Source organism: Brevibacterium sp. 1718 (genome assembly GCF_051131255.1).
GTDB lineage: Bacteria > Actinomycetota > Actinomycetes > Actinomycetales > Brevibacteriaceae > Brevibacterium > Brevibacterium sediminis.
Genome location: NZ_CP186550.1, coordinates 3,544,372 through 3,566,316, shown reverse-complemented (window position 1 = coordinate 3,566,316; position 21,945 = coordinate 3,544,372). Strand labels below are relative to the sequence as shown.

Genomic DNA, 21,945 nt, shown 5'->3' with positions numbered 1-21,945 from the left:
ACACAGGCCTGTTGACGCATGATGGAGACGAACCAATAGTAGAGGTTCGCGCCCGAATTACTCAAACCAGGAACCGCCGTCGGGAGGGAGTCCGTCGACTTCCTCCCGACGAAGCTCCGCGGCTCACTTCTCCAGTCCGCGCCGATCCTCAGCGGTGTACGTACGAGGCAGACCGTCAGGGGCCTCGAGTTCTTCGGGATCCGTGGGCTCGATGACGTCGGACTCGATGGCCTTGTTCTTCTTGACCTTCCCGAGCAGGGCACGGATATTGCTCAGGCCCGCGAGCAGCTTCCGATCCTTCTTCGGCGCAACGTACTCGGGGTCGGTCTCGATGGGGAAGACCGTCGGCGCAGCACCGAAGGCCTCCTTCGATTCCCCCGCGACCTTCCGCGCCATCTGCGCATTCACCACGGCACCGATGACAGCGCCGACGCCGAAGGGCAGCAGCCGACCGACCAGCGATCCGCCGGCACGGGCGGCGAACTTGCGGATGAAGGTCTTGCGCAGCTTGCGCACGAGCAGATCGACCAGCGGGGCCGGCAGCTGCTTGGTCACGGTGGCGCCCCAGCTGCCGAACATCGACTCCACGCCGCCGTTCTGCTTGCCGAACTTCTGGATGAGGTTCTTCCCGTCCTTGCCCAGCATGAGGCCGAGGACCAGGGCGTTCGCCCGCTTGGCATCGGCCACCGGCAGTCCGTGGATCTCTGCGATGGCCTGCGCAAACAGTGCAGTGCCTTCCAGGAAGCCAGCGGTCTCGACGCTGGCGACACCCAGCGCGGCCGTCGTGCCCAACCCCGGAACGGCGGCGGTCGCACCGACCGCGGCTCCGCCCGAGGTCGTCAGGGTCAGATAGTGCCGGCGAATGATCGTGATGAGCTCTTCGGGGGTCGCGTCCGGATGCCGGCGGCGCAGACTGCGCACATAAGCCAGGGCGACGGGCCGCTGCACGGACAGCAGACGCGACAACATCGACTGGGCGCGGGGATTGAGGGTCCCATCGTCATTGACTGCCAACTTCGCAGCCTTGTCGAGACCCTTCTTCGCCACTGATGATTTTGCCACGAGAGTTCCTCCTCGTTTCGGTCACTCGCGACTGCCGGTCGCAGTCACGAATCAGACTCAAGTTTAATAGCGTCCGTTGTGAGTCCCGGGAGCAGAACCTGACCGTGCGGCGAAAGCCCGAATGTGCTCCACGTCCTAGTCCGCGCACCCTGACAGGGACTAAACTGCCCTGACCATGTCACAGCGCGCATTCCACCGTCCCGTCCCCCTGGCCGACCTCGACTCCGTCGGTGCCGTCGACGATCCCGTCGCCCGTTCGGAGACCTCGCACGCCACCGCGGCACTGCTGCTCGGCGATGCAGAGGGAAACCGCGACGAGGCTGCCACCAGGCGCTTCGTCGAACTCGCCGATGACATCGGCTTCGAGATCATCGCCGAGATGTGGTCAGCCGCTCCCGCCGTCTCCGCACCCGGCGCATTGTGGCGCCTCTACGCCCTGCGCCAATGGATCAAGTCCGCACCTCGCGAACTCGCCGAGATGTTCTCCGACGGCCAACGCCGCGTCACCGAGGGCATCGGCTACGACGAGATCCTCGCCGGCGTCGAACTGCCCGCCGGACCCGACGAAGTGGCCCACGCCATCGACGAGATCCTCGTCGGCGCCTTCCGCGGTGACGTCGTCATTGCGCTGCTGCGCGCCTCCGCCTTCGTCGGCATCTGCGCGGCAGGCGCCGACGACCACGACACCGCCGTCCGCCTGCGCCAGCTCTCCCAAGACCTGTCCGACGCTGCGGTCGCCCATCGCCGAGGCGGCCTCGACTGATCCTCAGCTCGCCGGCAATCCCCTCGCCGAGGCGGCCCCGCCCGACCGAATGAGCGTGGTCCCCGTAGGGACCGGATATTCCCGCCCGACCACGACATCGACTGTGAGATTCTCAACGGACGAAGAGCCGCCTCGGCGGTGGATTCATGAGCATGAACGAGTATCGTAGGGGGTGGCCTTCGGGCCACCGGACGCTGGATCGCTGAAGCCCCGGGCTCCAAATTCAGCCGCTTCGAGCGGCCTTCCGCCGAGAGGCGCTCTCGGTTCAGCGTCCGGCACATATCATTGAGGCATCATGCATATTCGTCCGGCTTGTCCGGGCCCCGGGCAGGAGGAGCGCATGCGGCTCAAGCGGGTACCGCAGGACAAGGTGTTCTATGAGCGGTTGTCCGATCTCGTCTCACAGATGCGGCAGTGCAACCTGGTGCTCGCCGAACTCTCCGGAATCGAAATCAGCGAACGACGCGACGTCGCCGACCGCCTCCGCGAGATCGGGGACAGGGCCGATGAGGACATGGGCGCGATGCTCCGCGCACTGCGCGAGAACTACATCACCCCGTTCGATCGCAACGACCTCTACCTGCTCAGCCACCACATGCGCGATATCTGCCACCGGCTGCACGGAGTCGGATACGTTCTCGCCTCCGGAGCCTTCGACCCGCTGCCCTCCGGCGTCCCCGAGACCCTGGCCGTGCTGTCGAATCAGACTGACCACACCTCGCGGATGATCACCCGCCTGCCGGGCAAGCTCGACCAGTGGGACTACGTCGACGCGATCAACCGGCTGACCTACCAGGTCGAGAGCCTGCAGTGGCGGATGTCGGACGCGGTGCCGAACTCCAAACGGGGACTGACGTATATGGCCGCCGTGTCCCAACTCGGGCAGGCTTTCGTCCGGGCCGCCCACGGGTTCACCGAACTCGGCAAGGTCGTCGCAGCCATCGCGATCAAGGAGTCGTAGTCCGTGGAGCTGCTCTTGGCGGCAGTCGTCATCGCCGCGGTGATCTTCGCCGGCTCGAACGGATTCCACGATGCCGCCCTGACCGTCGGCAACGCGGTCGTCGGACGTGCGATGCGACCGGGCTGGGCGCTCAGCCTGGCCGTCATCTTCAACTTCATCGGTGCGCTCCTCGGTGAGGGAATCGCCATCGTCGTGGCCAACCAGATCGTGCTCTTCTCCGGTTCGACAGACGTCATCCTGACCACCCTGCTGATCGCCTTCGTCGCAGCGACGACGTGGAGCCTGTTCACCTACTATCTCGCGCTGCCGGTGTCGTCGACCCACTGTCTGATCGGCGGCCTGCTCGGCGCGGGAGTCGTGTTCGGGTTCTCCGTGAATACCGGTGAAGCGATGGACTCCGTGGTGTGGCCGCTGGTGCTCTCACCGATTCTCGGGTTCATCCTCGCGTGGGTGCTCACGCTCATCCTGTCGAAGTCGCTCGCCTCCACTCCACCCAAGCCGCTTTTCCGGGGTGCGCGCATGGTCGACTCCGTGCTCACGGCGGCCCTGTCGCTTGTCCACGGGGTTCAGGACGCGCAGAAGATCGCGGCCCTCGTCATGGTCGCCATTCTCGCCGTCGACACGCAGCAGCACGATGTCCTCTCCGTGGTCGACATCTCTTGGCCGGTGCGCCTCCTCATCGCCGCGGCTCTGGCTCTGGGCACCGGATTGAGCGGGTGGCGAGTGGTCCAGACACTTTCCGTGCGCATGGTTCGCCTCGATCCCCTCAAATCCTCCATCGCCGATGGCGCGGCCACGATCCTCATGTACACCGCAGCCCTGATCATGCGGGTTCCGGTGTCGCTGACCTTCGTCCTCGGATCATCGATCCTCGGCACCCAATACGCCGGGCGCAAGGGCCACGCCAGAGCCCGGTACTTCGTGCCGATGTTCGCCGTCTGGCTCCTGACGATCCCGGCCGCCGCGCTGTTGGCCGTGGTGCTCGGGTGGATCGTCAAGGCCTCCGTCGGGCTCTGACCGGCCACCCGGTTCCTGCTGTTCGCTGACGCCGGAGCCGAGCCCGGGAGCGCGAGGCGCCCGGGCTCGGCTCTGACGAAATCGCTGACATCGGTGCCGACGAATCAGCCCCGAGGCTTCCGCCCGAATACGAAGCCGGTGGTGATCATGGCCGCGGCGAGGACGAAGTGCAGCCAGTTGTCGGCGGTGTTGAGCCCGACGAAGTTGCCCATCGACTCCATCGGAATCACCATTCCGTAGATCCACAGCACCGCATAGATGATTCCGCCGACGACGAGGTAGTTCTTCGCCAGTGCACGTGAGCGGAGTCCGAGCATCCCGACGACTCCGAAGAGCAGGTGGACGATGTTGTGGAGCACCGTGACCTGGAAGAGGCCGAGCAGTGCCGCGTCGGTGTGGTGTCCGGCGAAGCTGATCGAGCCGAGATTCGCGGTGATGCCCGGGACGAAGCCGAGGATCCCCACGAGCAGGAACACTGCGCCGAAGAGCCCGGAGACCATCTGCACCTGCGAACGCGCACCGCGTGCAGCGGCGGGCGACTGTGACGACATCGAGATATTCATGACGATCCTTTCCCAAAGATAGCTGGTATCGGTGATTCGGAGCAGATGCCGATTCGGATGGCCGACGGGCGAAACTTTCCGGCCGCCGTCTCATGTCGGCCCGCCGCTGTAGTCTGGTGGCAATGGGAGCTTGGGCGGCGAAGCTGTGGCGCAGACTGCTGGTCCTTCTGATCGGCGGGGTCATCGCCGTGCCCTATATGGCGGTCATCATCTGGGCCGTCTCCGCGTGGAACGAGGTCAGCGACCGGTCTCTGGCGTTCAGCATGCTCGCCTTCAGCGCCGTCGTCTTCGTGCTGTTGTGCATACCCGCGTTCCTTGCCGTCATCCGCGCACTCGAACGGACCCTGGCCGAGCAGCTCCTCGAACTGTCCATCCCCATCCCGCCGAGGCGGCCGACCTGGTCCGATCGCCTCCGCGGTGCCCTGTTCTACTTCGGCCACGCCTTCGCCGGTGCCCTGCTCCTGATCACGGTCGTCGTGGTCCTTCCTTCCGTGCTCCTGATGGTTGCGGACCCACAGCAGGCCTCGGAACTGTCGAACGGACTCCTCGGCATTGCGGGCTCCCCAGCCGGGGCGACTGCTGGATCGCCGGCCGGAAATGCCGATCCGTCGGCCGGCACCGGTGCCGAGTCCGTCGTCGTCCTGTCCGCCGGGCTCGTGCAGATCCTCGCACCCGTGATCCTGCTTCTCCTCACGGCCACGATCATCGCCGAAGGCTACTTCCTGCCTCACTACGCACAGATCCTGCTCGGCCCCTCGGCCGCTGACCGGGCTGAGCTCGCCGGGGCCGAGCGAGTCCGTCGGTTCCGTCGCACCGTCCTCGCCCGCGAAGTCCACGACTCGATCGGTCATGCCCTGACCGTGACGATGATGCAGGCAGCTGTGGCCAAACGTGCCCTGCACCAGGATCAGATACTCGCCGAGGCGGCCGTCGACGAGATCGCTCGCACCAGCCGTGAGGCGGTGGCCGAGTTGGACCATGTCCTCGCCCTGCTGCGTGCGGAGGCCGACGGCGCAGTCAGCGATGAAAGCACCGCAGGCGACGCCGACGCCCTTGGCGTTGCTGATGCCATCGATGGTGCCGATGCCCTCGATGGCGCCGAGAGCGAAGCAGTGGAGGGCGGAGAGCTCGCGGGGGACGGTGACAGCGGAAGTGCGGGGCCGCCTCGGCGAACAATGCTCGATATCACCCGATTGGCCGAGGAAGCCCGTGCGATCGGGCACCCCACCCGACTGACGGTCAGCGGGGATGCCACCGGACTGCCGCCGACCGTGGTCCACGAACTCCACCGGATCGTGCGCGAGGCGGTGACGAACTCGCTGCGGCACGCAACGACGCCCGGCCTCGATGTGGCCGTCGACATCGGCGCCGACTGCGTACAAGTGGTCACGCGCAATGCCGGCGCGGCCGCCGGCCCGGTGCTCGGCTCATCGGAGAAGGGACGGGCCGAGGGGAAGGCGGCGGCTGACGCGAAAGCGGCGGGCGATGCGAAGGGGATTGCCGGTGCGAAGGGGGCGGCCGCCTCGGCGAGGCAGTCACGCGGACTCGTCGGCATCGGTGAGAGGGCTGCTCTGTTCGGTGGGAGCGCCGACTGGGGAATCGAGAACGGACAATGGATTCTGCAGGTGAGACTGCCGTATTCGGAGGGACAGATGCCATGACCATTTCGGTGATCCTCATCGATGACGAGCCTCTCGTGCGTGCGGGTCTGGCCGCGATCATCGACTCCGACCCGGGACTCGAGGTCGTCGGGGAGGGCGATGACGGGACGGAAGCACTCGATCTGGTGACTCGGCTGGATCCTGATGTCGTGGTGATGGATGTGCACATGCCCCACCTCGACGGATTGGAGGCAACGCGGCTGCTTATGAGCAGGCAGGAGCCGCCTCGGGTGCTCATCCTCACGACCTTCGACAGCGATGACTACGTCTTCGAAGCTCTGCGCGTGGGCGCTGACGGCTTCGTCCTCAAACGCGCTCAGCCGTCCGAACTCGTCCGGGCGGTGCATACCGTGGCCGGGGGAGATGCGCTGCTCTATCCGCAGAAGATCCGGGACATGGCAGCACGGTCTCACCGAGCTGTCGATGTGGTGAGTTCTGCTGGGCTGAGCAGGCGGGAACAGGAAGTCCTCACCCTCATGTCGAGAGGAATGAGCAACGCCGAGATCGCCGGGGAGATGTTCCTCGGGGCGGAGACGGTGAAGACCTATGTCAGTTCGCTGCTGTCGAAGCTCGGTGCCCGTGACAGGACACAAGCGGTGATCAAGGCTTTCGAATCGGGGTTCGTCGAGACCTGACCCCAAAGTGAGCAGGCGGGAGGGCCGTTCACCCGCCCAGTGTGCATTCACCCTCTCGGGAACCGGATTCACCCTTGTGGGGGAGCCCCCGGCGGGCCTTCGGGGACGAGCCTGGAGTCATGACACAGAAACAGCTCACTCACATAGTCAACCATCCGTCACCACAATCCGATCTCACCGTTCGCGCAGGACTGGCCGCCGCCTCGGCGTGGTCGCTCTTCCTTCTCGTCATGTCGGTCCTCTGGGGGTTGGGGATCGTCGCCTCACCCCTGGCCGGATCCGAGGAGTGGACGTTCACGTCGATGATCGCCGCACTCCCGGGACCGTTCGCGGGTCTCATCATCGGCTCCGTCTCCCTGCTCAGCTTTGTCGGCTCGGCGGCCCTGCTCACCGCGACCCGCCTGCGGCAGCGGCTTTTCGACAGAGGCGGGGCACGCGTTCTCGGGGTTGTCGTTCTGGCCTTCGCCGCCGTGGTCACGGTCATGCTCACCGACACCTTGCTGCTGGCCTACCTCGGCTATGCGCTCAGCCTGCAGTTCCCACCAATCCCGGCTCCGGTGATCTGGCAGGGAGTCATGCTGCTTGGTCCGCTGTTGTGGATCATCGTGTGGGCCGGTGCGGAGAAGACCAGTCGTCGGATTCACGAGGACAGTCATCGTCATTCGACCGAGACCGTTCATGTTGAGGATTCCGCCGCCGGTCACAGGCGTGCAGACGTTGACGGTACCGGACGCGTGGGGAGATCGACGTCGGTCACCGCAAGCGCGAAGATCGCCGTCGTCGTGGCGGTCATCGTGCCGGGCTTCTATGCCCTGACGCGGGTCCTCTTGGCCGTGGGAATTCCCTTCGGCCTGAGTGAAGGTCTCTACGACGAAGGCCAGCGTGTCGGACTCTGGCATTCGGGACTCGCGCTCGCCTTGGCCGCCATCGGTGGAATCCTGCTCACCCTCGGTCTCATCCAGAGATGGGGAGAGCGGCTGCCAACATGGCTTGGTCCTCTGGGCGGAAAGCGAGTGCCGATCACTCTGGCGACGATTCCCGCGACGATCGTGTCGCTGGCGATCTTCACCGGCGGAGTCGGCCTGGTGCGCACAATCTTCTCGGGGACCCCCGAAATCTTCGCCGACAGCTGGTGGGTGACGATCGGGCCGACGCTGCTCTTCCCGCTCTGGGCCGTGGCGCTCGGCTGGGCGACCTTCGCCTACCGGGAACGTCGGCTGGCTGCCGAGGCGGGTGCGTCCGGCGATGTCTGAGCTGTCTTTTCGAATCTTCGATGTCTCCTGCGGGCGGATCCACCTCGAATAAGCGGACGATCTCGAGGTGGATCCACCCGCTGGATCAGCCGGGGAACGGCCCGTAGGTGGCCAGCAGGTTGCCCTTGCTGGTCCGCTGCACGTCCTTGAGCTCCAAGCGAGTCGTCGTTCCACCCTCGAAGAGGGACCGTCCGCTGCCGGCGACGACCGGGTGGATGGCCACCGTCAGCTCGTCGACGAGGTTCGCTTCGACGAGCTGACGGACGATCGACATCGATCCCTCGACAGCGATCTTGCCGCCGTCGCCGGCTTTGAGCTCGCGGACGAAGTCGACGAGCTCGCCCTGGATGAGAGTCGAGTTCTCCCAGCTGAGATCGGCCTGCGACAGCGTTGTCGAGGCGATGTGCTTGGGAGTCGAGTTGATGAAGTCGGCGAACGGTGCGTCCTCGCCTTTTGTGTGGTTCGGCCAGTAGCCCTCCCACTCCTGATAGGTGACACGGCCGAGGAGGCAGTCGTCGACGCCGCCGATGGCCGTGGTCATCCACTCGCCCATCTCCTGGTCGAAGGAATCGAATTGGAAGTTGAACGGATCGGATGCGATCCCGTCGAGTGACTGGAACAGTGCGGCGATGACAGTGCGGGACATGGTGATCTCCTCATCGAGTTGTCGTGCGGGCCGTTGCGTTTCCTGAGGGCTGTGGTTCCGCAGCCCAGAAAGTTCAGAAAGTGAACTATGGTTTCAATAGTGAACTGATATTGCTATGCTGTCAACCATGAAGTCGTACGGACAATTCTGCGGTCTGGCTCGGGCAGCCGAGGTGCTGGGGGAACGGTGGTCGCTCATCATCCTCCGCGACCTCCTCGTCGGTCCGAAGCGCTTCAACGAGCTTCGACAGGGAAATCCCGGCATCCCCTCGAACCTGCTGACCACGCGGTTGCGCGAACTTGAGGCCGCCGAGATCATCGAGCGCGGCATCGACGGACGCAACGTCGTCTACCGCCTCAGCGACTACGGTTCGGATCTTAGTCCGGTGCTCATTGAGCTCGGCCGCTGGGGTGCACGGCGGATGGCTGAGCCCCGCGAGGGCGAGGTTCCGACGGACTCCTCTCTGGCCGCGGCTTTGCTGACCGCGCGCACCGACGCCCGAGTCCGACCCTTCACAGTCGAAATCACTGCCGGCCCCGCGACGGCTCATGCGACCGTGAGCGAGCGCGGTGTGGAGGCTGCGGAAGGGGCCCAGGCAGAAGCTGACCTGAGGATCGAAGGTCCCGGGCTGCGCGACCTGCTTGCCGATGGCGCAGCCGAAGCCGCACGAGAGGAAGGGGCGATCACGGTCGACGGCGACGAATCCCTGCTGGTCGATTTCGCCTCGGCCTTCCGTGCTCCCCGCGACGAACCAGCGGCCGGCTAGGAGGCAACGCCGCGTCGTCCTCGAACAGCTTGTCGCCGCTCCCTCGTCTGCGACGGTTCCGCCGACTCCTCACCTACGACGGTTCCGCCGGTCTGCCCGTCGGTGTCGCAGCAGAGTGACCAGGGCGTGGAGAAGCGCGGGTGCCGAGGCGATGAGCAGCAGAACGCCGCCAACCGTCATCACCGGCAGCAGGATCGACCCGCCGATGACGAAGCCGGTGAATAGAACGGCCGAGATCACGCCGCGCGCCAGCTGTTCGAGCCCTTCCACCCGACGATCGAGCTTCGGCGTCGACACCGTGAGCTCGCCGTCTTCGACCTTCGTGACCAGTGCGTCGAGGCGTCCGGGCAGGCTCAGGGTCAGACGCACGAGGTTGAGCGCCTCCTTCGTCGCCGAGCCGGCGACTCCTCCCGGTGAGTCGCTGATGAGGCCGCGTGCATAGGGTTCGACGACCTCCCAGATGTTGAACCGGGGATCGAGTGAGCTGCACAGACCAGAGACCATGGCGAGCGCACGGATGATGAGGAAGAGGTTCTCCGGCAATTGGACCGGAAGGTCGCGGACCACCGATTCGAAGTCCCTGGAGAAGGCCCGCAGCTCCTTTTCGTCGACCTCGCGCAGCTGAGCGAATCCCATCCCGCCGAACCGGGAGAAGAGCTCGGTCAGTGCGCGTTCGAGCTCCGCGGTGTCCGCGCCGTCGAGCAGCACCCCGATGAGTTCGACGCTCGTGACCAGGCGGTGGGAATCCCTGGTGGCCACGGCGATGATGAGTTCACGCAGCCCCGAGCGCAGATCCTCAGGAACGTGGCCCATCATTCCGAAGTCGACGAAGGTCAGGTGCCAGCCGACCCCCGCCGAGGCGGGATGCCCGGTCGAGGTGTGCGTTTCCCCTGTCGGCGGTGAGCCACCCATGTGCTCGGACGCCGGAGAGACACCCGAGCGTTCGACCGCTCCAGTTCGGTCGGGAGTGACGAAGATGTTGCCGGGATGGGGATCGGCGTGGAAGAAGCCGCCGCGGAAGAGCTGATCGAACATCGTGTGCGCGAACGCCGAAGCCACCTCGCGTGGATCGATCCCTGCCCGGCGCAGCGCCGCGACATCGTTGATCTTGATCGCCGAGACATCCTCCATGGTGAGAACCTGGGTCGTGGTCTGCCCCCAGACGATTCGCGGGGCCTGCGTCGGACCGGGCGAACCCGATGCCGAACGCTCGGCATCGTCCGCGAAGCGTGCGGCTTCGGTGGTGAACTGTTCCGCATTCGCCGCCTCGTGGAGGTAGTCGATCTCCTCGAGGCTGACATGGGCGAACTCCTCGACCAGCCCCGGCATATCGACCCGGCTGGCGATGAACCCGACGCGGGAGAGCCACCCTGCGATCCGGCGCAGTGTTCGCAGATCCACCTCGACGACGTCGGCGATGCCGGGGCGCTGGACCTTGACGACCACCTCGGTGAATCCGAGCTCGGCGGCCACATCCGGAGTCAGGGTGGCCGAATGAGCCTGGCCCAGTGATGCCGCGGCCAGCGGTCGGGGGTCGAAAGTGGCGAAGGCGGTGGTGAGTCGCATACCCAGCTGCGCCTCGGCGAGGGGCCTGATCCCGTCGAAGGGAACCGGCGATACTTCGTCCTGCAGGTCTGCCAGCTCTGCGGCGACCTCGGGCGGGAGGACATCCATGCGGGAGGAGAGGAACTGGCCCACCTTGATCATCAGCCCGCCGAGATCGATCGCCAGCGCCCTGAACTTCCTGGCGGTCGACTGCCAGCGCTCCACTCGTCGTCGGGCGGCCAGGCGACCCAGACCGATGCGAGGCAGGACGAGCTCGAACCACCAGGCCATGGCCATCTGGGCCGCGGCAAAGCGCAGGATCCGGGACGACCGGGACCGCAGCGCTCGCTTCCGGTCGGGAAGACCCTGGCCAGGGCCGACAGTGTCTGCTCCGCTGTGCTCACCGGCTTCTCGGCCGAGCTCATCCGGACTCACGTTTCTCTGTTCGGCTCCCGTCGACATCGCTCAGTCCCGAGCGAGGATCGAATACAGCCTGCGTTTGGTCTCTTCCAGCTCGGTGACCGCCTCTGCGACCTGCTCCTTGCTGCCCGAACGTCCGACCTGAGCGGCGGCCTGTGCCAACTCGACCCCGGCCTTGGCCAGTGTGGCCGCGCGCGGAGTCTCTCTCCTGCCGACCGATTCCCACGGGGCGGCGGAATCGGAGTCGGCCTCGACGTGCTCGCGTCCCGCCTCGGTGAGGGAATAGGTCTTGCGTCCGCTCGACGGCTCCGCATTGATGAGACCCTCGTCCGTGAGCAGCTGCAGCGTCGGATAGACCGACCCGGGGCTGGGCTTCCAGCTGCCGCCGCTGCGTTCCTCGATCTCCTGGATGATCTGGTATCCGTGCATCGGGGCCTCTGCCAGCAGCGAGAGGATTCCGGCACGGACGTCACCGCGGTTCATGCGGGCAGGCTGTTTGGGGGCGAAGGATGAGCGCAGCTGCTCGAACGCCTCCCAGATGCTAGCGCTGCCCCGGTCGCCGCCTCGGTGATGGGAGCTTCCGTGGGTGAATGGCTCGTTCATGATGACCTCCCTGGTCTGATGACACCGCAGTACCCCGCTGATTGCACGAAGTTCACTGCCCTGACGATATGTAACGATATATCGCCGATGTGTTGTCGGGAAGACCATGAGGTCGTCTGCGGAGGCAACTCACTGCGCGCGTTCAGGGTGACGTGACGACCGACCTGCCAGCGCCCTGCGCGATCCCCGAGGCGACTCTGCGCGAGTGCCCTACCGCCCGAAGTCGCGTCCGGCGGACCTGCCAACGCAAAGTGGTCGTTCTGGTCACGTTCCGCTGAGCAGAGCGTGACCAGAACGACCACTTATAGAGGCATGCGCCGCCGATTATAGAGGCATGCGCCGCCGAGACGGCACCCGCCCCGAGGGGCGCCCGCCGTTTGGGCGAGCCTTCAAATCATCCGAAGCGACCGGAGATGTAGTTCTCGGTCTCTTCCGTGTCCGGGTTCGAGAAGATCGTCGAGGTCTCGTTGAACTCGATGAGCTTTCCGGGCTTGCCGGTGCCGGCGATGTTGAAGAACGCGGTCTTGTCGGACACACGAGCGGCCTGCTGCATGTTGTGCGTGACGATGACGACCGTGTACTTGTCCTTGAGGTCGTTGATGAGGTCCTCGATCGCCAGGGTCGAAATCGGGTCGAGAGCCGAGCACGGCTCGTCCATGAGCAGGACCTCGGGTTCGACGGCGATTGCGCGGGCGATGCACAGACGCTGCTGCTGACCGCCGGAGAGACCCGAACCGGGCAGGTTGAGGCGGTCCTTGACCTCGTTCCAGAGGTTCGCGCCGCGCAGGGCACGTTCGGTGAGATCGTCGGCCTCGGTCTTCGACAGGCGCTTGTTGTTCAGGCGCACACCGGCGAGCACGTTCTCCTTGATGCTCATCGTCGGGAACGGGTTCGCCCGCTGGAAGACCATGCCCACCTCGCGGCGGACGTTGACCGGGTCGACGCCGGCGCCGTAGATGTCATTGCCGTCCATGAGGACCTCACCGGAGACGCTGGCGCCGGGGATGACTTCGTGCATGCGGTTCAGCGTGCGCAGCACCGTGGACTTGCCGCAGCCGGAGGGCCCGATGAAGGCGGTGACGGAGCGCGGCTTGATCTGCATCTGCACTCCGTCGACGGCGCGGAAGTCGCCGTAGAAGATGTCGAGATCCTTGATGTCGATCTGCTTGGACATTGTGTTTCCTATCCGTGGAAATGGGTGAGTCTGGAGGTCTGTGGGCAGTCGCCGGTCAGCGTCCGGCCTTCGGTGCGAGCACCTTCGCGATGATGCGGGCGAGCAGGTTGAGCACCATGACGAGGGCGACGAGCACAAGGGCTGCGGCCCAGGCGCGTTCCGAGCTGGCCAGGGCGGCGGCTCCCGGCGAGACCGGGCGCAGCTGCGAGTCGTAGATGAACGTCGGCAGCGTCGACATCCAACCGGAGAAGAGGTTCCAGTTGAGCGTCTTGGCGAACCCGGCGGTGACCATGATGGGTGCCGTCTCACCGATGACGCGGGCGATGGCGATGGTGACACCGGAGAGGATTCCCGACACCGAGGTGGGCAGAACGATCTTCACGATCGTCTTCCACTTCGGCACGCCGAGTGCGTAGGAAGCCTCGCGCAGGTCCATCGGCACCAAGCGGAGGATCTCCTCCGTATTGCGCACGACGATCGGGATCATCAGCACCGACAGCGCCACGGCCGCGGTGAAGCCGGTCTTCGCGATTCCGGCCGCGCCGGGCAGGAGCACGTTGGCAATCGTGGAGAACAGTGCGAAGGCGAAGAGACCGGCGACGATCGAGGGAATACCGGTCATCACGTCGACGAGGAAGGTGATCGCCTTGCCCAGGCGGTTCTTGTTCGAGTATTCGACGAGGTAGATGGCGGTGAGGACGCCGATCGGAATCGAGATCACGCAGGCGGCGAGTGTGATGAGCACGGTGCCGACGATGGCGTGGTAGAAGCCGCCGGCCAGAGTGGCCTCACCGGCGACGTACTGCTGATCGAGGACGCCCTTCATGCCGAGCATGGTGCGGGTGAGCAGGTCACCGCTGATGGCGGCCCCGCCCTTGGACACGGTCAGCCACAGCAGCGAGATGAGGGGAACGCATGCGAGGACGAACGTCGAGGTGACGATGGTGGTCGCGATCCGGTCGACGGCCTTGCGGCGGCCTTCGTAGGACGCGGAGACCGCGAACACGGCGATCGCGTTGATGAGGCCGGCGAGGACGGCCACGACGGGGATGTTGAAGCCGCCGAAGGCGATGAAGCTGATGACGATCGCCACGAGGATCGAGGCGACGGCGACGATCCACGGGGTGGCCTTCGGGAGCTGTTTGGAGGTGAGCTTCGCCGGTTTCGACACGGCCGCCTCGGTGGTGGTGTTCATGGTGGTCATTGGTCTCAACTTCCCTTCACCGAGGTGCGGGCGACGATGGCGCGGGCTCCCATGTTCACCAGCAGGGTGATGACGAAGAGCACGAGGCCGACGGTGATGAGCTCGGACAGGCGCAGTCCCGCGGCCTCGGGGAAGTTCTGCGCGATCTCGGAGGCGATGGTCTGGTTGCCGCTGACGACGAGCGAGGCGGTGAGGACGCCGGGCGAGAGGATCATGGCCACGGCCATGGTCTCACCGAGGGCGCGGCCGAGGCCGAGCATCGTGGCCGAGACGATTCCCGACTTGCCGAACGGCAGCACGGCCATGCGGATCATCTCCCAGCGGGTGGCGCCGAGCGCCAGCGCCGCCTCTTCCTGCAGGCGCGGGGTCTGGAGGAAGATCTCGCGGGTCAGCGAGGTGATGATCGGCAGGATCATGATCGAGAGCACGAGCGAGGCGGTGAGCAGTGTGCGGCCCGTCTGCGACACGGAGCCGTCGGCGGCCGGAGCGAAGATCGGAATCCAGCCGAACCACTTCGACAGCCACAGGTAGAAGCCGGTGAGGTTGCCGGCCAGAGCGATGCCCCACAGGCCGTAGACGACCGAGGGGATGGCGGCGAGCAGGTCGATGACGTAGCCGAGCACCGGAGCGAGCTTGCGCGGGGCCATGTGGGTGGTGAACAGCGCGATGCCCAGCGAGAAGGGAGTCGCGACGATCAGTGCGATGGCCGCGGAGATGAGCGTGCCGATGACCAGCGGCCAGACGTAGGAGAAGAAGCCCTTGCCGCCGGTGATCTGGGAGGGGTCGCTGATCTGCGCGGTGATGGTGTCCTTCGACTGTGCGAGAAGGAACAGGGCGACTCCGGCGAGGATCACCAGGATCAGGATGCCGGCGATGAGCGTGGCGGCCGAGAAGATGCGGTCGCCGGGTCGGACGACGGCCTTCTGCTGCCGAGTTGCCGGACTCTGCGGCGGCTTCTGCCCGGATTCGGGCGTGGAGCCGGGCCCTGTGGGGCCTGACTCAGTGGTCTGTGTGCTGATCGGCACAAGTACTCCTCATGTGACTTGTGGTGAAACCGGGGTGGTTCCACAGGCGCGGAAAAGCGGCGCAGGGCTTCTGCGCCGCTCCCGACTGGCTATATCTCCAGGTCAGAGACTGAAATCAGCCTTCGACCTTGATCGAGTCGATGACTTCTTCGATCTGCTTGCGCAGGTCGTCCGACAGCGGTGCGGACCCGGCGGAATCGGCAGCGGACTTCTGTCCCTCTTCCGAGACCACGAACTTCTCCCATGCCTTGACCATGTCCACGGTCTCCTGGTCCTTGTAGGACGAACAGACGAGGTGGTAGGAGACGAGCACGATCGGGTAGGCGCCGGACTCGGTGGTGTCGCGGGCCAGGTCGAAGGCGAGGTCGCCTTCGCTGCGGCCTTCGACCTTCTCGGATGCGTCGACGACCTTGGTCGCGGCTTCCGGGGAGAGCTCGACGAACTCGTCGCCGACCTTGACCTTGGCGGTGGAGAGCTCACCGACGGCCGAGGCATCCGCGTAGCCGATGGCTCCGTCGGTGTCGGAGACGGTCTGGATGACACCGTCGGTGCCCTGAGCGGCCTCGCCGCCGTACTCCTTCGGGAAGTTGCCGTCGACCTCGGCGTCCCAGTCCTTCTCGGCGGTGGCCTTGAGGTACTCGGCGAAGTTCTCGGTGGTGCCCGAGTCATCGGCGCGGTGAACGGCGGTGATCTTGAGGTCCGGAAGCTCGGCATCCGGGTTGTCGGCCTTGATGGCCTTGTCGTTCCAGTTGGTGATGTCGCCCTTGAAGATCTTCGCGATCGTTTCGGGGGAGAGGTTGAGCTCGTCGACGCCCTTGACGTTGAAGGTCACGGCGATGGGGGAGATGTAGACGGGGAACTCGTAGGCTCCGTCGGCGCCGCAGGCTTCCTTTCCGGCCTTGACCTCGTCATCGTCGAGGTGGGCGTCGGATCCGGCGAACTGCGCGTTGCCGGCGAGGAACTGTTCACGGCCGGCACCCGATCCGTCGGGGGAGTAGTTGACGGTCACGCCGGAGTTCTGCGAGGTGAAGTCCGCTGTCCAGGCATCCATCGCGGCCTTCTGCGAGGAGGCGCCGATGCCGGTCAGGGTGCCCTGCAGGTCACTGCTGCCGCCGGATGCCTCTTCGCCGGTGGCGGACTGTCCGCCACCGCAAGCCGAGAGGGTGATGGCGCCGACCGCGAGGATCGCAGCGGAGGGGGCGAGATGCTTCATCTTCACGAAGATGCCTTTCATGTTTGTGGACACAGCTCGAGAGTTCTCGATTGCTCGTCATCCACGCTAAGGATCACGCGTGAAGTGCAAGGAGTTGAAACGTGAATGGAAGGTGAATGAGGGGCGAAGGGTTGGAACCGCTGTGAGTGCTCGATCACAGACTTCGTCGGTTTCATGAAAGGATCATTGTCGGGACCGGCATTCGCTCGCCGAGGCGGCCCGTTCCGTACGTGTGTAAGTTCGCCGAGGCGGGCCGCCCAGTACGCATGCTCGACCTTGAGAATCGGCTCGCTGGCGGGTCGTGCGCCTCGGTCAGCTGTCGATGGGGCGGACGCGTTCGATCTCGACGATGCGCGGCACCGGTCCGGGGCGCACATAGGCGATGAGGACCTCACCGGGCTTGAGGTACGGATCGTCCTTCGGCAGCTTCGCCTCTACCCGTTTCGGGGCATGAGCCGCGTAGACGGAGAAGATCGTCGGCAGCACCGGCCGGTGCGTGCAGTAGATGACTGGTTTGCCCTTCGCCAGCAGCTTCTCGATATAGCGGGCGGTCTTGTCCGGGTTCGCAGCGGTGGCCTTCTCGCTGAGCGTCGACACCTTCTTGATCGACTTGCCCGTCGCCGCCGACAGCGGAGTCAGCGTCGCCATGCAGCGCTTCCACGGACTCGAGACGAGCTTGCGCACGCCCCAGGCTCCCAGCAGCCCGGTCAATGCCATGGCCTGTCGGGTGCCGAGCTTGAGCAGAGGCCGCACATGCTCTGTCTCGTACCACTTCGCACGTGGGAACGCCTTCCCGTGGCGGACGAGGATGAGCGGCCACGCCCGCAGTGCGTCCGTCTCAGCGAACTTCTCCAGCGCGTCGAGCTGTTCCCGGTCCGCGAAGGACGTCAGCTTCGACCGGGCCTTGTCGACAGGGAACCAGCCGGCGGTGTCGACCTCTCGCTTGTTCACCGGGGCGAAGTCCGCTTCGTCCTTGACCTCGGCCGACCAGTAGAAGACTTTCTTCAGCGTGTTCTTGCCGACTGTGTACTCGGCCGACGGCAGAGGGATGCCGAGGTGGATGTCGAACCCCGTCTCCTCCTTGACCTCGCGGATCGCGGCCTCCGGCAGCGTCTCACCCGGGTCGACCTTGCCCTTGGGCCACGACCAGTCGTTGTACTTCGGGCGGTGGATGAGCACCACCTCGAGGCCTTTCGAACCGTATCTCCAGCAGACCGCCCCGGCGGCAAGGACATCGGCGGTGACGCGCGATGACGCCTGTGCCGAGGCGACCTCGGACCGGCTCACGCCTCATCCCCGATTCGCCGACGCTTCCGGTGCCGACGGATGAGCTCCGTCTGATAGTCGGCGAGGATGCTGCCCTCGTCGTCGTGAGTCCGCCGGGTCCATCTGCCGTCACCGGACAGATCGAATGCCGAGGTGGTCGGGGCGAAGACGAGATCGAAGAGTTCGATGATCTCCGCCCGGTGACCGTCATCGACGATCTGCACGAGCGCTTCGACCCGACGGTCGAGGTTGCGGTGCATCATATCGGCCGAACCGATGTAGACGATCGGGTCGCCGTCGTTGCCGAAGACGAAGGCGCGGGAGTGTTCGAGGAAGCGTCCGAGCACGGATCGCACCGTGATGTTCTCGCTCAGGCCCTCGATGCCCGGGCGCAGGGCGCAGATTCCGCGGACGAAGACTTCGACGGCGACCCCGGCTCGGGATGCCCGGTAGAGGGCGTCGATGATGGCTTCGTCGACGATCGAGTTGACCTTGATCCGCACCTGCCCCGCTCCGCCGGACTGTGCGATCGCGATCTCGGAATCGATGAGGTCGATGAGTCCGGTGCGCACATTGCTGGGGGCGACGAGGAACCGGGAGTATTCGGACTTCGGCGCATAGCCGGAGAGCTGGTTGAACAGCTTCGTCAGATCATCGGCGACGGCCCGATCACGTGTCAGCAGCCCGAAGTCCTCATAGCCGCGGGCGGTCTTCGGGTGGTAGTTGCCGGTGCCGACGTGGCAGTACCGGGCCAGCCCGTCGGCCTCCTGACGGACGACGAGGGAGAGCTTCGCATGGGTCTTGAGCCCGACGATTCCGTAGACGACGTGGACGCCGGCGCGCTCGAGTTTGCGGGCCCAGGTGATGTTGGCCTCCTCGTCGAACCGGGCCTTGATCTCGACGACGGCGAGCACCTGGATGCCGGCCTGTGCGGCATCGACGAGGGCATCGATGATCGGCGAATCCCCGGAGGTGCGGTAGAGCGTCTGCTTGATCGCCAGCACGTTCTTGTCCGACGCCGCCTGTTCGAGGAAGGCCTGCACGCTCGTGGAGAACGAATCGTAGGGGTGGTGCAGGAGGATGTCCCGGCTGGCCACCGCGTCGAAGACGTCGACCTGGTCGCTGGACTCCCGCAGCGACAGGTCCTTGTTCATCTGCGGGACCATCTTCGGATAGTGCAGGTCATCGCGCGGCACATCGGCGATATCGGACATGCCGGACAGGTCCAGCGGGCTGGGCAGGTGGTAGATCTCCGAGTCGTGGATGCCCAGTTCGTCCTTGAGCATCTCGAGGACGCGGGGGTGGATGTTCTCTGTGATCTCCATCCGCACGGCCGGACCGAAACGCCTGCGCAGCAGCTCCTTCTCCAGAGCCTTGAGCAGGTTCTCCGCATCGTCCTCTTCGACCTCGAGGTCCTCATTGCGGGTGACGCGGAAGGTCGAATGGTGGACGATCTCCATGCCGTCGAACAGGATGCCCAGGTGTTCGGCGATGATGTCCTCGAGGGCGACGAAGCGGGCGGGGACGTCGCGTCCGGCGGGTCGGTCGGTCGCCTCGGCGACATTGAAGAACCGCGGCAGGCGCGGGGGAACCTTGACGCGAGCGAAGAACTCCTTGCCCGTCTCCGGCGACCGCAGGAGCACGCCGAGGTTGAGCGAGAGACCCGAGATATACGGGAACGGGTGGGCCGGATCGACGGCCAGCGGAGTGAGGACGGGGTAGACGTGGCCGAAGAAGAATTCGTCGACGCGGTGGCGCTCATCCTCGGTGAGGTCCTCGACCTGGACCTTCGTGATCGATTCCGCGTCGAGGCGGGGACCGATATCGTCCTTGAGCAGGGCCGCATGCCGGCTCATCAGCTCGAATGCGCGCACCCCGATATCGTGCATGACCTGCGCGGGCATGCGGCCGGTGACGCTGGGCACGGCGAGACCGGTGTTGATGCGGCGTTTGAGACCGGCGACGCGGACCATGAAGAACTCGTCGAGGTTGGTCGCGAAGATCGAGAGGAACCGGACGCGTTCGAGCAGCGGGATCTCCGGATCCGAGGCGAGGTCGAGGACGCGTTCGTTGAAGGCCAGCCAGCTGAGTTCGCGATCGAGGAAGCGATCTGCCGGGTCGGGCAGTCCCAGCTCCTTACCCGAAGCTGCGATGTCGTACAACGCTCTACTCCTTCTCGTCCGTCGACGCCGTGCTCGCAGAATCAGTGCCGGTGACCTTTGCGGAGGCCGGTGCATAGGCCACGTGCGCGACCGCGACATGGAAACCCAGCCGCTCGTACAAGCCTAGCGCCGGGGCGTTGTCCGATTCGACGTAGAGTTCGATCGTCTCGGCTCCGGCGGCCACCATCCGCCGCATTCCCTCGATCGTCAGCGCCTTGCCCACGCCCTTGGCGTGAATGCGCGGATCGACGCCGACGACATAGACCTCGCCGAGGCGGCCCTCGTCATCCGTGTCCGTGATCTTCGTCTGGTGGAATCCGATGACCTCGCCATCGCGGGCGGCGATGATGAATGTGTTCGGGTCGAAATCCGCAGCGGTGACGACGGCGTCGATATCGGCGCGGGTCTGCCCGCCCTGTTCGGGATGCCAGTCGAAGGCGGCGTTGTTCACGGTCAGCCAGCCGTCCTCGTCGCCGGGAGCGAAGGAGCGGATCTCGACCCCGTCGGGGCTCTGCGTCTCGGGGAGGCCGTCGAGGCGCAGACCGGTGTCGGTGCGCATCTGATAGAGCACTCGATCGCGGCCGAGGCCGTGCTTCTGGGCGAGGTGGGCCGCGGCCGGGTGGTCGCCGTGCGACCAGCACCAGGCTTCGGGCTCTTCGTCGAGGATCGTTCTCAGCAGCTGTTCGCCGAGGCCCTGGCCGCGATGGTCGGGGGCGATGAGGAACTCGGCGGCGTGACGATCCCCTTGCAGGGCGCGGATTCCGAATCCGATGAGCTCGTCGGTCGCGTCGTTGCCGGCGGAGTCGGCATCGGTGGTGCCGGCATCGGCGGGGCGGGAACCCTCTTCGTCGTCGGCAAAGACGCGCCAGACGCTCGAGGCGGTCTGCGCCTCGTGGGCGGTGTCCTCACCGGTGGCGACGGCCATGAGCCCGCCGGAGATCTCGGGGGCGCCATCGGCGGCCGCCACGTCGTCGAGGAACTTCAGCTCATCCTCGGTGAGGGTGTCGATCGAGGTGGAGATGGTTGCTCCGCTGGCCTGGATTCTCATACCGTCACGTCCTCTGAATCTGTGTCTGTGACGCTGTCGGCGCTGAACCGGTAGCCGACGTTGCGCACGGTGTGGATGGCGTTCTCAAGGTCTTTGCCGAGTTTCGCACGGAGGCGGCGAACATGCACGTCAACGGTGCGGGTGCCGCCGAAGTAGTCGTCGCCCCACACGGCGAGCAGGATGTCATCGCGGGTGAAGACGCGTTCGGGGTGCATGGCGAAGAACTTCAGCAGGGCGAACTCGCGGTAGGTGAGGTCGAGGCTGCGTCCGCCGAGCTCGGCGGTGAACGCTGTCTCGTCGATGCGCAGGTCCCCGGTGACGACGACCATCGGTTCGCCGTCGGCATTCCACATTTCCTCGCCCGTGTCACCGAGGCGGCCAGACGTTCCGGGCCCGCCTCCTCGGGCGGTGCCGACGGGGCCGCGTCCGGTGCGAACCGGTCCCCAGCCCCCTGCGCCGCCTTTCGCGCCGAGTCGGCCGGACCCGGGCGTCCCGCCGGGGAATCCGCTGCCGGAGTGGGCGGCAGAGGATGCGGCGTGACGGTCACGGGCCACGCGCAGCCGCGCTTCCACCTCGGCGGGGCCGGCAGTGGTGAGGATGAGGTCGGACACGTTCCATCTCGCCGAGGCGGTCGCCAGCCCGCCCTCCCCGAGGACGACGATGACGGGGGCGGTGATCCGCGCCTCGGCGAGGAGGTCGGAGATGCGCGGGGCCAGGGACAGATCGAGGCAGGCGTCGGCGATGACGACGTCGACCGCGGCGGATTCGGCCCGGCGGCTGGGCAGGTCCTCGGCACCGCAGCGGTCGATCTGGTGACCGAGGTACTGCAGGGATTCGGGAGCCAGCGGGGCGTCGAGCCTGGCCGTGGGGCAGATGTGCAGAATCCGCATGTGCTGCATCCACCTCCTCGGCGCCCGTCGTCTCGCCCGTCGTCTGAGGAAGAGTATAGCGAGGCCCC

Annotated in this window: 20 protein-coding genes; 7 read left to right on the top strand and 13 right to left on the bottom strand. The window is 65.8% G+C overall.

Features of this window, described 5'->3' with window-relative positions; all coding sequences use genetic code 11:
• Positions 1 to 123 precede the first annotated feature (123 nt).
• A complete protein-coding gene (locus tag ACOZ9V_RS16065; protein WP_434591657.1) occupies positions 124 to 1,062 on the bottom strand; it encodes a hypothetical protein in 939 nt (312 codons plus the stop codon).
• 175 nt (positions 1,063 to 1,237) lie between these two features.
• Here ACOZ9V_RS16065 and ACOZ9V_RS16060 point away from each other — a divergent pair, with 175 nt between their 5' ends.
• The 3 genes from ACOZ9V_RS16060 to ACOZ9V_RS16050 all read left to right on the top strand — a co-directional run bounded on the left by ACOZ9V_RS16060 (position 1,238) and on the right by ACOZ9V_RS16050 (position 3,803).
• The gene (locus ACOZ9V_RS16060) at positions 1,238 to 1,825 is read left to right on the top strand and encodes a hypothetical protein (RefSeq protein WP_229663966.1); all 588 of its coding nucleotides are present in this window, start codon (positions 1,238 to 1,240) and stop codon (positions 1,823 to 1,825) included.
• 340 nt (positions 1,826 to 2,165) lie between these two features.
• The gene (locus ACOZ9V_RS16055) at positions 2,166 to 2,786 is read left to right on the top strand and encodes a DUF47 domain-containing protein (protein WP_101543807.1); all 621 of its coding nucleotides are present in this window, start codon (positions 2,166 to 2,168) and stop codon (positions 2,784 to 2,786) included.
• A 3-nt stretch (positions 2,787 to 2,789) separates the two neighbouring features.
• Positions 2,790 to 3,803, top strand: coding sequence for an inorganic phosphate transporter (locus ACOZ9V_RS16050; protein WP_139468081.1), 1,014 nt, complete (start codon positions 2,790 to 2,792; stop codon positions 3,801 to 3,803).
• 104 nt (positions 3,804 to 3,907) lie between these two features.
• On the opposite strand, the gene ACOZ9V_RS16045 is transcribed toward ACOZ9V_RS16050, so the two are convergent.
• Positions 3,908 to 4,366: a DUF4383 domain-containing protein gene (locus ACOZ9V_RS16045; RefSeq protein ID WP_229663967.1), complete on the bottom strand. Its 459-nt coding sequence runs from the start codon at positions 4,364 to 4,366 to the stop codon at positions 3,908 to 3,910.
• A 122-nt stretch (positions 4,367 to 4,488) separates the two neighbouring features.
• Between ACOZ9V_RS16045 and ACOZ9V_RS16040 the strand changes: the two genes are divergently transcribed.
• The 3 genes from ACOZ9V_RS16040 (at position 4,489) to ACOZ9V_RS16030 (ending at position 7,915) form a co-directional block, all read left to right on the top strand.
• Entirely contained in the window at positions 4,489 to 6,027 is a 1,539-nt protein-coding gene (locus tag ACOZ9V_RS16040) for a sensor histidine kinase (protein WP_434591652.1), read from the top strand.
• Positions 6,024 to 6,662: a response regulator transcription factor gene (locus tag ACOZ9V_RS16035; RefSeq protein WP_139468083.1), complete on the top strand. Its 639-nt coding sequence runs from the start codon at positions 6,024 to 6,026 to the stop codon at positions 6,660 to 6,662. Before ACOZ9V_RS16040 ends, ACOZ9V_RS16035 begins: the two co-directional genes overlap by 4 nt.
• Before the next feature lie 119 nt (positions 6,663 to 6,781).
• Positions 6,782 to 7,915 (top strand): hypothetical protein, encoded by a 1,134-nt coding sequence (locus ACOZ9V_RS16030; RefSeq protein WP_434591649.1) that lies wholly within the window; start codon positions 6,782 to 6,784, stop codon positions 7,913 to 7,915.
• A gap of 85 nt (positions 7,916 to 8,000) precedes the next feature.
• Here the strand turns inward: ACOZ9V_RS16030 and ACOZ9V_RS16025 are convergent, their stop codons facing one another.
• The gene (locus ACOZ9V_RS16025; protein ID WP_139468085.1) at positions 8,001 to 8,561 is read right to left on the bottom strand and encodes a dihydrofolate reductase family protein; all 561 of its coding nucleotides are present in this window, start codon (positions 8,559 to 8,561) and stop codon (positions 8,001 to 8,003) included.
• Positions 8,562 to 8,688: 127 nt separating this feature from the next.
• On the opposite strand from ACOZ9V_RS16025, the gene ACOZ9V_RS16020 reads away from it, so the two are divergent.
• Positions 8,689 to 9,327, top strand: coding sequence for a winged helix-turn-helix transcriptional regulator (locus ACOZ9V_RS16020; protein WP_139468086.1), 639 nt, complete (start codon positions 8,689 to 8,691; stop codon positions 9,325 to 9,327).
• A 69-nt stretch (positions 9,328 to 9,396) separates the two neighbouring features.
• On the opposite strand, the gene ACOZ9V_RS16015 is transcribed toward ACOZ9V_RS16020, so the two are convergent.
• The 10 genes from ACOZ9V_RS16015 to ACOZ9V_RS15970 form a co-directional block, all read right to left on the bottom strand.
• Positions 9,397 to 11,169, bottom strand: coding sequence for an ABC1 kinase family protein (locus ACOZ9V_RS16015; RefSeq protein WP_229663994.1), 1,773 nt, complete (start codon positions 11,167 to 11,169; stop codon positions 9,397 to 9,399).
• Positions 11,170 to 11,337: 168 nt separating this feature from the next.
• On the bottom strand, positions 11,338 to 11,895 hold the full coding sequence (locus ACOZ9V_RS16010) for a PadR family transcriptional regulator (RefSeq protein ID WP_139468088.1): 558 nt from the start codon (positions 11,893 to 11,895) through the stop codon (positions 11,338 to 11,340).
• Between the two features lie 394 nt (positions 11,896 to 12,289).
• Entirely contained in the window at positions 12,290 to 13,069 is a 780-nt protein-coding gene (gene pstB / locus ACOZ9V_RS16005; protein ID WP_139468089.1) for a phosphate ABC transporter ATP-binding protein PstB, read from the bottom strand.
• Between the two features lie 55 nt (positions 13,070 to 13,124).
• Complete coding sequence (gene pstA, locus ACOZ9V_RS16000; protein WP_139468090.1) at positions 13,125 to 14,264, bottom strand: phosphate ABC transporter permease PstA; 1,140 nt, start codon at positions 14,262 to 14,264, stop codon at positions 13,125 to 13,127.
• Positions 14,265 to 14,278: 14 nt separating this feature from the next.
• The gene (gene pstC / locus ACOZ9V_RS15995; RefSeq protein ID WP_101544086.1) at positions 14,279 to 15,169 is read right to left on the bottom strand and encodes a phosphate ABC transporter permease subunit PstC; all 891 of its coding nucleotides are present in this window, start codon (positions 15,167 to 15,169) and stop codon (positions 14,279 to 14,281) included.
• Positions 15,170 to 15,413: 244 nt separating this feature from the next.
• Positions 15,414 to 16,517, bottom strand: coding sequence for a phosphate ABC transporter substrate-binding protein PstS (gene pstS / locus ACOZ9V_RS15990; RefSeq protein WP_139468277.1), 1,104 nt, complete (start codon positions 16,515 to 16,517; stop codon positions 15,414 to 15,416).
• Between the two features lie 306 nt (positions 16,518 to 16,823).
• Positions 16,824 to 17,798: an NUDIX hydrolase gene (locus tag ACOZ9V_RS15985; RefSeq protein ID WP_139468091.1), complete on the bottom strand. Its 975-nt coding sequence runs from the start codon at positions 17,796 to 17,798 to the stop codon at positions 16,824 to 16,826.
• Positions 17,795 to 19,939 carry an RNA degradosome polyphosphate kinase gene (locus ACOZ9V_RS15980; protein WP_434591644.1) on the bottom strand — a complete coding sequence of 715 codons (2,145 nt, stop codon included), beginning with the start codon at positions 19,937 to 19,939 and terminating at the stop codon, positions 17,795 to 17,797. Before ACOZ9V_RS15980 ends, ACOZ9V_RS15985 begins: the two co-directional genes overlap by 4 nt.
• Positions 19,940 to 19,943: 4 nt before the next feature.
• On the bottom strand, positions 19,944 to 20,987 hold the full coding sequence (gene mshD / locus ACOZ9V_RS15975) for a mycothiol synthase (RefSeq protein WP_434591642.1): 1,044 nt from the start codon (positions 20,985 to 20,987) through the stop codon (positions 19,944 to 19,946).
• The gene (locus ACOZ9V_RS15970; RefSeq protein WP_434591639.1) at positions 20,984 to 21,886 is read right to left on the bottom strand and encodes a winged helix-turn-helix domain-containing protein; all 903 of its coding nucleotides are present in this window, start codon (positions 21,884 to 21,886) and stop codon (positions 20,984 to 20,986) included. The genes mshD and ACOZ9V_RS15970 overlap by 4 nt, the downstream gene beginning before the upstream one ends.
• Between the last annotated feature and the right edge of the window lie 59 nt (positions 21,887 to 21,945).

Bases quoted from the DNA above. Each gene is read 5' to 3' on its own strand.
- pstB (WP_139468089.1), bottom strand. From the start codon at position 13,069: ATGTCCAAGCAGATCGACATCAAGGATCTCGACATCTTCTACGGCGAC.
- ACOZ9V_RS16055 (WP_101543807.1), top strand. From the start codon at position 2,166: ATGCGGCTCAAGCGGGTACCGCAGGACAAGGTGTTCTATGAGCGGTTG.
- ACOZ9V_RS16040 (WP_434591652.1), top strand. From the start codon at position 4,489: ATGGGAGCTTGGGCGGCGAAGCTGTGGCGCAGACTGCTGGTCCTTCTG.
- pstA (WP_139468090.1), bottom strand. From the start codon at position 14,264: ATGAACACCACCACCGAGGCGGCCGTGTCGAAACCGGCGAAGCTCACC.
- ACOZ9V_RS16010 (WP_139468088.1), bottom strand. From the start codon at position 11,895: ATGAACGAGCCATTCACCCACGGAAGCTCCCATCACCGAGGCGGCGAC.
- ACOZ9V_RS16020 (WP_139468086.1), top strand. From the start codon at position 8,689: ATGAAGTCGTACGGACAATTCTGCGGTCTGGCTCGGGCAGCCGAGGTG.
- ACOZ9V_RS16030 (WP_434591649.1), top strand. From the start codon at position 6,782: ATGACACAGAAACAGCTCACTCACATAGTCAACCATCCGTCACCACAA.
- ACOZ9V_RS16060 (WP_229663966.1), top strand. From the start codon at position 1,238: ATGTCACAGCGCGCATTCCACCGTCCCGTCCCCCTGGCCGACCTCGAC.
- ACOZ9V_RS15970 (WP_434591639.1), bottom strand. From the start codon at position 21,886: ATGCAGCACATGCGGATTCTGCACATCTGCCCCACGGCCAGGCTCGAC.
- ACOZ9V_RS16045 (WP_229663967.1), bottom strand. From the start codon at position 4,366: ATGAATATCTCGATGTCGTCACAGTCGCCCGCCGCTGCACGCGGTGCG.
- ACOZ9V_RS16015 (WP_229663994.1), bottom strand. From the start codon at position 11,169: ATGGCCATGGCCTGGTGGTTCGAGCTCGTCCTGCCTCGCATCGGTCTG.
- ACOZ9V_RS16035 (WP_139468083.1), top strand. From the start codon at position 6,024: ATGACCATTTCGGTGATCCTCATCGATGACGAGCCTCTCGTGCGTGCG.
- mshD (WP_434591642.1), bottom strand. From the start codon at position 20,987: ATGAGAATCCAGGCCAGCGGAGCAACCATCTCCACCTCGATCGACACC.
- ACOZ9V_RS16025 (WP_139468085.1), bottom strand. From the start codon at position 8,561: ATGTCCCGCACTGTCATCGCCGCACTGTTCCAGTCACTCGACGGGATC.